Annotated in this window: 13 protein-coding genes; 7 read left to right on the top strand and 6 right to left on the bottom strand. The window is 39.0% G+C overall.

Translation table 11 applies throughout. The features are described 5' to 3' along the window. The first annotated feature begins 163 nt into the window (after positions 1 to 163). A complete protein-coding gene (locus ACZFYI_RS10575) occupies positions 164 to 553 on the top strand; it encodes a hypothetical protein (protein ID WP_462524100.1) in 390 nt (129 codons plus the stop codon). Positions 554 to 604: 51 nt separating this feature from the next. Here ACZFYI_RS10575 and ACZFYI_RS10570 read toward each other — a convergent pair whose 3' ends face one another. After that, the gene (locus tag ACZFYI_RS10570; RefSeq protein WP_462524099.1) at positions 605 to 820 is read right to left on the bottom strand and encodes a hypothetical protein; all 216 of its coding nucleotides are present in this window, start codon (positions 818 to 820) and stop codon (positions 605 to 607) included. A gap of 96 nt (positions 821 to 916) precedes the next feature. On the opposite strand from ACZFYI_RS10570, the gene ACZFYI_RS10565 reads away from it, so the two are divergent. Further along, positions 917 to 1,363 (top strand): linear amide C-N hydrolase, encoded by a 447-nt coding sequence (locus ACZFYI_RS10565; RefSeq protein WP_462524098.1) that lies wholly within the window; start codon positions 917 to 919, stop codon positions 1,361 to 1,363. On the opposite strand, the gene ACZFYI_RS10560 is transcribed toward ACZFYI_RS10565, so the two are convergent. Beyond that, a complete protein-coding gene (locus ACZFYI_RS10560) occupies positions 1,334 to 1,768 on the bottom strand; it encodes a YidH family protein (protein WP_462524097.1) in 435 nt (144 codons plus the stop codon). The two genes, ACZFYI_RS10565 and ACZFYI_RS10560, sit on opposite strands and share 30 nt — an antisense overlap. Positions 1,769 to 2,043: 275 nt before the next feature. On the opposite strand from ACZFYI_RS10560, the gene ACZFYI_RS10555 reads away from it, so the two are divergent. The 4 genes from ACZFYI_RS10555 to ACZFYI_RS10540 all read left to right on the top strand — a co-directional run bounded on the left by ACZFYI_RS10555 (position 2,044) and on the right by ACZFYI_RS10540 (position 5,682). Then, positions 2,044 to 3,117, top strand: coding sequence for a family 10 glycosylhydrolase (locus tag ACZFYI_RS10555; protein ID WP_462524096.1), 1,074 nt, complete (start codon positions 2,044 to 2,046; stop codon positions 3,115 to 3,117). 110 nt (positions 3,118 to 3,227) lie between these two features. Next, complete coding sequence (locus ACZFYI_RS10550) at positions 3,228 to 3,941, top strand: outer membrane beta-barrel protein (RefSeq protein WP_462524095.1); 714 nt, start codon at positions 3,228 to 3,230, stop codon at positions 3,939 to 3,941. Between the two features lie 367 nt (positions 3,942 to 4,308). Then, positions 4,309 to 4,485 (top strand): hypothetical protein, encoded by a 177-nt coding sequence (locus ACZFYI_RS10545; protein ID WP_462524094.1) that lies wholly within the window; start codon positions 4,309 to 4,311, stop codon positions 4,483 to 4,485. A 75-nt stretch (positions 4,486 to 4,560) separates the two neighbouring features. Then, positions 4,561 to 5,682, top strand: coding sequence for a hypothetical protein (locus tag ACZFYI_RS10540; protein WP_462524093.1), 1,122 nt, complete (start codon positions 4,561 to 4,563; stop codon positions 5,680 to 5,682). Between the two features lie 191 nt (positions 5,683 to 5,873). On the opposite strand, the gene ACZFYI_RS10535 is transcribed toward ACZFYI_RS10540, so the two are convergent. The 4 genes from ACZFYI_RS10535 to ACZFYI_RS10520 are packed head-to-tail and all read right to left on the bottom strand — an operon-like array spanning position 5,874 to position 8,546. Then, positions 5,874 to 6,314, bottom strand: coding sequence for a MarR family winged helix-turn-helix transcriptional regulator (locus ACZFYI_RS10535; protein ID WP_462524092.1), 441 nt, complete (start codon positions 6,312 to 6,314; stop codon positions 5,874 to 5,876). Positions 6,315 to 6,318: 4 nt separating this feature from the next. Then, a complete protein-coding gene (locus tag ACZFYI_RS10530; protein WP_462524091.1) occupies positions 6,319 to 6,759 on the bottom strand; it encodes a DoxX family protein in 441 nt (146 codons plus the stop codon). 32 nt (positions 6,760 to 6,791) lie between these two features. After that, the gene (locus ACZFYI_RS10525; RefSeq protein ID WP_462524090.1) at positions 6,792 to 8,030 is read right to left on the bottom strand and encodes an NADH:flavin oxidoreductase/NADH oxidase family protein; all 1,239 of its coding nucleotides are present in this window, start codon (positions 8,028 to 8,030) and stop codon (positions 6,792 to 6,794) included. A gap of 33 nt (positions 8,031 to 8,063) precedes the next feature. Next, positions 8,064 to 8,546: a glutathione peroxidase gene (locus ACZFYI_RS10520; protein ID WP_462524089.1), complete on the bottom strand. Its 483-nt coding sequence runs from the start codon at positions 8,544 to 8,546 to the stop codon at positions 8,064 to 8,066. Positions 8,547 to 8,756: 210 nt separating this feature from the next. On the opposite strand from ACZFYI_RS10520, the gene ACZFYI_RS10515 reads away from it, so the two are divergent. Next, positions 8,757 to 9,282 (top strand): ATP-binding protein (locus tag ACZFYI_RS10515; protein WP_462524088.1); only part of this gene is annotated, 526 nt, incomplete at its 3' end.

Raw genomic sequence — 9,282 nt, 5'->3', positions numbered from 1 at the left:
TGGTCAGCAGATTCAATTTTCCATCAAAATCAAATTTTTAAAAGCACTTGGGATTTCCTTTTTTTTAAATCCAAAGTTGATTTTTAGAGAAAAATTGACCTTACTTAAATGACAATTTCAATCAAATTAAACTGATATTTACCTATTAAAAAAAATATTATCTATGGTGGAAATACTTTCAAAATGGACTGTAATTCTTTTTGGTGTATTTTTCATTGCAACTGTTTTTTTGATGCTTTTTGCACAAAAAAAAGCAAGGGAAATATTGAGGAAAGCCGGAAGTACCAACTTGATCAATTATACAGAGATTACGGTTCGGATGATTCCCGCAGCGGGATTGATAGGATATGCAGATTATTCAAGATTTCCGGAGGTATTCAGCATAGTTGGATGGTTCATGTTGGGCACTTCTATCATACTTTATTTTGTGCCAAGGAGATTACACCACAGTTACTCCTTAAAAAGTGCAGAGATCTTGAAACCAATCTATTTCCGTTTGATTTCGCCATTCTCCATGCTGATTGGCTTGGCAATTTTGTATGCGGTATTTTGAAATCTCCATTTTTAGGACTTAATGAAAAGCATGGCCTGAAAGACTTTGGCTTCATGTCGTTATGAAATCATTATCAAATATCCCAAACCATCGGTTTTGGTTGATAATGTAGTAGGTTAATCCGATATTGATACAAAAATCCTGAAGCATGAATACAACCCAATTGCTCCGCTCCTGCCTGATTTTCTCTACCACAGTCCACCTTTCACTTTCTGATGCGACAGGAGACAAGGCAATCCTTGAATATGTTGGAGGAATACTTTTCATTCCCCATGACCCCTCCTACAATGTCATGACAAATCCCCAATTTTTGAAGAACAGGTTGGTCTCAATAAACATTGGAAGAGAATTCAGGGCACCATCATGCTGCCTGGGACAAATTGTTCCACGGACAGGTTTGAAAGAGCCTCCTACTTCATTGACAACATCCTTAAGACTGACAAAATGGAAGTGGCGATTCCTTCAGTCTTCAGGAATTGCTCTTTTCCATTTGGAATTTCGACTCCGGATGAATGCAACATATCCTCGACAAGTTGGAGGTCTGGTTCTGACCAAAAAAATCTGATTTGCTATTTCGAAACTTCCTTGACCCCAAACACATTTTGGGTAGATTTAAAGAAAATTGACTTCAGTCCAACAACAAAAAAACTCATTGTTGAAAAAAACGAAACCTATGCAGTGGAATCTTCTGCAAAGTTTAAGGTTACTCCTCCATTTGTCTTTCATGGCATAGAATTGTCACGGCTATTGAAATCTCAAATACCGGGCTCGAATCAATTTTCATTTATTGTCAAACAAAACCATCATTGAAATTGAAAAGGTCAATAACAAAATAAAATAAGCCAAAATTGACCCGATTGAATACCTCATCTCAGGATATTGTTGTTTCAATTTAAACAAGTTTTGATGGTGTTGGATCGTAGCCAAAAGCAAAATAATGAAAGATGTGATTATCAGTAAAACACCAAATTGAGCACCTGTGAAATGTTTTAAAAATCCTTGTCTACCCGACTCTACGCGCTCATAAAAATACTGATATGCACCAACCCCTATTGCCAGTAAAGTCACGGAAGTCCTGACCCAAGAAAGTTGAAGCTTCTCAAAAGCCACCCTTATTCTTTCATTTTGTAGAGATTTTTTGACATTTTCCCTCAGTTGTTTTTCCTGTGATTCTGTTTCTGAATTTATTTTTTCTTCCGGTACCAATGATTCCATATGAGTTTGATTTTGAATCAAATTAGAAAAGTTTTTTGAAAATTTTTAAGGTTTATTTTTCTTGTCTGTAATATCATTCCCTTCCGGTTTTTTAAAAACAGAAATAGGGATTTTCAAAGTGAAATTTCCAAACCAAAGAGCTTACCTAAATCCAATTCCTGTCAATTCAATCTTTCGAATCATTTATCAGGCACTATCCGTTTTCTCCCAACTTGATTGGGAATATTCCACATTATTTTTTGTGATTCCATTTTGGTAATTGCTAATTTGAGGAAATGAAAGTAATCCTACCATTCGTCATTTTGAGTTTCCTTTTTTCATGCAATCCCACACAAAAAGAACCTGAATCCTTTATTAAAGGCGTCTATGGAAATCCGTCCACACTTTTGAATGCAGGATATCGGTATGATTCCTTGGGTATGAATGCAGTATTTGTACGTAGCATTTCGCTAAATAGGGAGTTTTTTGATCTAGCAAGCCAACAGGGATCCAAGGTTTTTGTGGAATTTCCAATCCTAAACGGAAAGGAATATCTTAAGGACCATCCCGAAGCTTGGCCCATCACAGAAAAGGGCGAAAAAGCCGAACCTGCAGACTGGTTTATGGGGATATGTCCCACCGACCCGGGTTTTAAAAAATACCGATCAGACCAATTGAGGGAAATTCTTCAGGAATACGATGTGGATGGGATTTTTCTGGATTATGTCCATTGGCATGCACAGTTTGAGACCAATATTCCAATCCTTCCGGAAACCTGTTTTTGTGACCGCTGCACAGCCCGATTCGGGAAAAGTCTCAATAAGGAAATCCCAGGAAACCTGATTGCTGATAAGGCAAGTTGGATTCTTGAATATCAAGACCCTGCTTGGAGAAAGTGGAGGGCAGATATCCTCAATGGCTGGGTGGAAGAAATGAAAGCCATCATCAAGGAAATAAGGCCTAATGCTAAATTGGGGGTTTTTTATTGTGCTTGGTATCCCGATGATTATGATTCAGCGCTTTACCGCAAACTCGGTATAGATCCTTTGGCATTTTCTAAAACTGCCGATGTCCTGTCGCCCATGCTGTTTCACAAAATGAAAGAAAGGTCAACTTCTTGGGTGGGGGATTATGTGACGTGGTTGGGAGACCTCACTAATGCCGGAGAAAAAGGGAAACCACAGATTTGGCCGATTGTCCAATCCCATAACAATCCGGGGATGGTCAGTCCGGAGGAATTCAGGAAAGTGATGCTGGAAGGATCAAAACCTCCAGCTTCAGGCATCATGATGTTTTCGGACCAATCTCTTATCGAAAATCCTGAGAAAGTTAAAGTGATGAAAGAATTATTTAGAAAGGAAATCAAATAAAACAAAAACCAGCGGTCAGTATAATCAAAATTCATCCCAAATTACTATCATCAGGTATTTTAAAAAACTATATTTAATAATCATTTCACAAAACCCTTATTTACCATATCATGGCAAACAAACCAAAAATTATTTTGCTATTTCTGTTTTTGACTTTTTCCATAACCGGCAAAGCCCAAGTCCTCATTTCCCTGCTGTTTGGGGAAAAGCTCAATACCGACAAAATAGAATTCGGTCTTACGGGAGGATTGAACAGGTCCAATTTCAACGGATACAATGATTCTGAGGGATTGAATAATTTTAACTTGGGATTTTACTTTCATATCATGCTCAAAGAAAATTCCTTTATCAGTACCGGAGTCTTGATCAAATCCAACGTCGGAGCTACAGGAATGCCAACCTATCCGATTGGCGATCCGGAATTTGATGAAATTTTTCAAGATGGAATTCTGACTACTAAAGTGAGGTATTTTTATGTTCCCATAATGTTTCAGCAGCGTATAAAAAACAGGATTCTTTTAGAGGGAGGGATGCAAGCAGGATTAAGGGCCAAGGCCTTTGATTACTTTAATTTGGAAAACAATGGGGGTGATTTGGAATTTAAGCGCCAAGTAGGGGATGATTTTGCCAGACTGGATTTTGGCTTTGTCGGAGGCGCAGGCTACAAACTCAAAAATGAATTGAAAAGCATGAGTGTAGGAGTACTTTACTACCGTGGCATCGTGGATGTCAAAAAAACCACAGATGCTGTAGTCAACAATTCTTCATTGAATATCTACTTGAGGATTCCAATCGGAACAGGAGCAAAAAGTTCACAAAACTAAATCAAGAAAAAAACACCTCATACTTTCATATTTTCCATTTTGATTTTTTAGAAAAAACTATTGGATGTAATTCTGTTTTATGAAATAAACACCGATTACTTTTTAGACTTTATTCCTCAAAAATTCAATCCACTCCTCGAGTTTGTATTTAAATTCAAGAAGTGCCTCTGTGTTTACCTCTTAGCGGGAAATTCCTGCAAACATTCCATTAATTGAGGCAAATAAAGACACGTCACCAAATCACAAAATCCATTTAATAGCGAAATTGATTTTTAATTCAATGGATCAATTTTCCATGCCCAAAAAATTTAAAATCCTCCTCCTGCTATTGTTTGTAACTACTTAGATCACAAGCAAAGCCCGAGCCATGATTGGTTTATTGTTTGGCGAAGCTTCCAATAAAGACAAAATAGAATTTGGTTTGACGGGAGGACCGAGAAATAAACTTAAAAAAGTACCTGAAAGTATAAGTGATGGCATGCTTCATTGCAGTGGAATTGTAGATTTCAAAAAAACAACGGCTTCGGTAGTCAACAATTCTTAATTGGATCTCTACCTGCGGATTCCAATTGGAGTCGGGAAATAAAAAAATCTTAACTAATTAAACCAATTATCTAAAATGAATAAAACTTTATTAATCCTGACTATCCTGATTTTTTCTACCAACGCTGCATTCTCTCAAGTTTTCACCAATAAAGAAGTCGGTCAAAAAAACCTATCATACATTGACAGTATAAAAACAGCTGAATATCCCTATGCACTTCCAATTTGGGGAGACAGAGCTACCAAAGCAGGATTTTCCCTGCCTTACTCTGCAGGCATAAGTGTAAATTATCTATGGCAAGAATCCGATATTGTTCTCGAAAATCTCATGGTAGGCTTCAATGGAGGACAAAAATTTGATGTGGACGATATTGTCCGATTCAATACCGCAGTATCAAGAGCAGGAGCTATTTCTGTAAGGCCGGATATTTGGGTATTCCCATTCCTTAACGTCTATGGAATATTGGCACGGACGAGTGCATCGACAGAAGTGGGATATAGTGTTTGGCTTCCGGATTCCTTGAATTTTGATTCTGAAGTATTTTCGGGAGCTTCCAGGGTGGATTTCAATGCAGGCACATTTGGGTTTGGAATGACACCAACCATAGGCGTAGGCGGAGGTTTTATAGCTTTAGACATAAACATAGCTTGGACAGATGTACCACAATTACGGGTGCCTACAAGAACATTTGTTGTTGGACCGAGATTTGGCAAAAACTTCAAACTCAATAAACCTGAAAGCGCAATAGCAGTATGGGTGGGTGGCTTCAGAATCGACATCAATAGGGAACAAAGCGGATCGGTAAACTTTGATGAAGTCCTACCTGTGGACGAACTCCAGCCAAAAGTAGATCTAGGTTTTGAAAAAGTAGAACTTGCACAGGTAAGGGTAGATGAATGGTGGGAAGGACTTAGCCGGGTAGAAAGGCTAAACCCGGTGAATATCGCAAAGTTTACCGCAGCCAATCTCGCCATTGAAAAAGCGAGTACCTTTCTTGTCGCAGTGGACGGTGCGCTGAATAATGGCGAATCCAGTACAATCCAATATACCATGGATAGAAGACCGGCAGATTTGTGGAATTTTATAATTGGATCACAATACCAGTTAAACAAAAGTCTGATGTTTCGTGCCGAAGCTGGCTTTTTGGGTTCTAGAACCCAATTTATGACGGGCATTCAATATAGGTTTGGCCTTTAATACATTCCATTTCTAAGTCAAAACCCCTGAAATTTCAATTTTCAGGGGTTTGTATTTTTAAATCTGGAGGGAATTTTTTTCGACAAACTTTTTCTTGAGATGTATAAAATAATTGCTTTGGAATCTGTATATCTCCAATTTGGATAAAGGACTTAATTCAATTTGCGACAAAATCTCTTTTCTCTCAAAAATCAACCCTTTTTCTTCAAATATTCAATCCACTCCTCGAGTTTGTTTTTCATTGCAATCAACTCGGCCACATTGAGCTCCTCTGCTGAAATATCCGCCAGCAGACTGAAAGGAATATGGGCTGCTTCTGTTTTCATTGCCTTGCCTTTTTCTGTTAGTTGGATGATGACTTTACGTTCATCTTCTTCAGATCGGATTCTTGACACCAAACCCATTGACTCCATTCTTTTCAGAAGCGGTGTTACTGTATTGGTATTCAAAATCAATTTTTGGGCGATATCATTGACAGGCATTCCATCATTTTCCCAAAGTACCAACATCACCAAATATTGGGGATAAGTAACCCCAAGTTTGTCCAAATGGGGCTGGTATTCCCTAATGATCAGTCTTGAAGCTGCATATACGGGGAAACAAATCTGGTTAGCGAGTTTTAACTGGTCCATCTGATTATTGGTTTCTTTTGATCCAAGCTTGCCATGCCCCTGTAGACCACAATGCCATCACAATCAGCACGGGCTGGAAAAACAAACGGATAAACCTAGCCCTGTCAGTATCCAAACCAAAAGCATCAATTCCATTGAGATATTGAGAAATATTGCCCGGAAAAATCAGCACAAAGAATATTGCTGTGACCCAACCAACCTGAATTTTTTTTGAAGAAAGAAAAAGTAAAGTTGCCCCGAGTACTATTTCCACTATACCTGAAAGAATAACCACAAGATCCGGATCCATGGGAACCCAAGGCGGTACCTGCGCCAAAAATTCTGCCCGGTTAAAGGAAAGATGGCTGATTCCTGCAAAAAGCAGAAAACTGCCTAACAGAATCCTGACGATAGTCTGTCCGATGTTGGTTTTGGGCTGAATGGTGGGATTGAAAATTGATTTCATAATTATTGGAAATTATAGATTGAAAATAAAAATCAGGATGCTCTTTCCTTAAGTGCCCCTTTTCTTTTGAAGACCAACTTATATGCAAATTTCAAGAAAACGACAAAGGCTGAAAGGTTTGGCTTTGGATCCATTCCTTTCCCCATCCTTTCCAGCTGTTCGCGATACCACACAGTCTCCATGATGCTCATTTTGTCAATAGGTCCGATTCCGGTTTTTATAGGCTGGATAGATAACTTGGGTGATTGGCCTTCTAAGAGCCTGAGAGGTGCATCCGGCTCTACAGCGATCAACCTTGCCAAACCCACGAAGTCCACATTTCCAGAATGAATGGCTTCAGCCATACCCTCAAAGCTTCTGAATCCGCCTGTCACGACCAAAGGTGTCTTGACAGCTTGTCTTGCTTTGACTGCAAAATCCATGAAATAAGCCTCCCGCATTATTGTGCTTTCTTTTCGTTTTGCTCCCATCATGGCAGGTGCTTCATAGGTTCCTCCTGAGATTTCAATCAGGTCAATGCCTGCTGATTCCAAGGCCTTGATGGTTTCCAAAGATTCTTCATCAGTAAATCCACCACGCTGAAAGTCTGCCGAATTGAGCTTGATCCCTATAGGAAAATCCGTTCCCACGGCATTTCGCATGGCCTGATAAACTCCCAAAACAAACTTTCTGCGTCTTTCGGGATCTCCTCCCCAACTATCTGTGCGTTGGTTATGATGGGGAGAGAGAAACTGACTAACCAGATAACCGTGGGCCCCATGGATCTGAACACCCGAAAAACCGGCTTCCTTTACAATCTTGGCTGCAAATGCAAATCTGTCGATCAGATCCATAATCTCCGCTTCTGTGAGTTCCCTTGGGGTATTGAAAAATGACTGCATGTCCTTCCTAAAAGGTATCGCCGAAGGAGAAACTGTCTCTTTGTTCAGTCCCTTCGGTGCCTGCTTTCCGGGATGGTTCAACTGCACCCAACAATGTGTGCCTTTTGAAGTGGCGTTTTTGGCCCAGGATTTCAATCCTTCCAATCCCGATGCATCTTCGATTACTACATTCCCCGGCTCTCCCAATGCCCTCCTGTCAATCATCACATTGCCTGTCACGCAGAGACCTATCCCTCCTTCTGCCCATTTTCTATAAAGCAGGTCAAGCATCGGTTTTGGTGACCCATCTTTGTTGCCGAGCCCTTCACTCATCGCGGATTTGAAAAGTCTGTTTTTTACGATCACCCCATTTGGGAAGGTAAATGACCGGTTTAATGGATTATCTGACATTATGAGGAGAGGATAAATAAGTGTTGGATTGAATTACTTTAAAATTTTGGTTAAATATTTATCAATTTCCTCAGGTTTGGTGATCGGAGAGAATCTCTTGATTGGTTTGCCGTTTGCATCTAAGAGGAATTTGGTAAAGTTCCATTTGATCCTCGATCCAAATATTCCCCCCAACTCAGCTTTGAGGTATTTGAAGACTGGATGGGCATTTTTCCCATTTACATTGATTTTGGAAAACATGGGAAAACTTACTCCATAATTCAGAAGACATCCTTCGGCAATATCCTTGGAATCTCCCGGTTCCTGATTGCCAAATTGGTTGCAGGGAAAACCAAGGATGACCAAACCTTTGTCTTTATACTTTTGGTTGAGTTTTTCCAAACCCTCATATTGCGGAGTCAGGCCACATTGACTTGCGGTATTTACCACCAAAACAGTCTTTCCCTTGAATTCAGACATGGCTACTTCTTTGCCCTGAAGATTATTGGCAGAAAAATCATAAAACCCGTTTTTCATATTTATTATCATTGATTATTTTATATCGTAAGCGATACAAATGTAGGGAATATTTTCTATCGTGTGCGATATAAAATTGAATTTTAAGTTATTTATGGGGCACAAATAAAAATCTACAGACCCAATACCAAAATTTAAGAATTAGAAAAAAATTATTTTTGCTATTTCATTTAGCATTTTATTTCTTAAATTGCTAATATATATAGCAAAATGGAAAAGCTTATCTACAAATCAAAAGCTCTCCTCCAAACCACATCTTTGGAAACCATTCGGGATAAAGCCGATGAAATTGATTGGGAGAACCGGTTGATAGGAATTTTAGGCGCAAGAGGAACAGGGAAAACCACTTTGGTATTGCAACACCTTAAACTCAAATTTGGTCTATCAGATGAGGCAATATACTGGACCATGGATGATATCTATTTTACGAGCAATACCCTGATAGATACCATCGAACAATTTAGAAATAGAGGCGGAAAATCTATAGTCATTGATGAAGTACATAAATACCCTGATTGGGCTAAGGAGATCAAAAACAGCTATGATTTTTATAAAGACATTCAGCTCATATTTACAGGATCATCTATCATTGACATGATGAAATTAGATGTAGACTTAAGCAGGAGGGCGGTTTTATATCAGTTATCAGGGTTATCTTTTCGGGAATATTTGAATTTCAAAGGCCTTGCCAAATTCCAAAAACTCAAGTTGGCAGATCTAATATCGAACCATATTG

Source organism: Aquiflexum sp. (assembly GCF_977115555.1).
The sequence above is the reverse complement of the archived record's forward strand: the minus strand, read 5'-3'. Positions and strand labels throughout refer to the sequence as shown.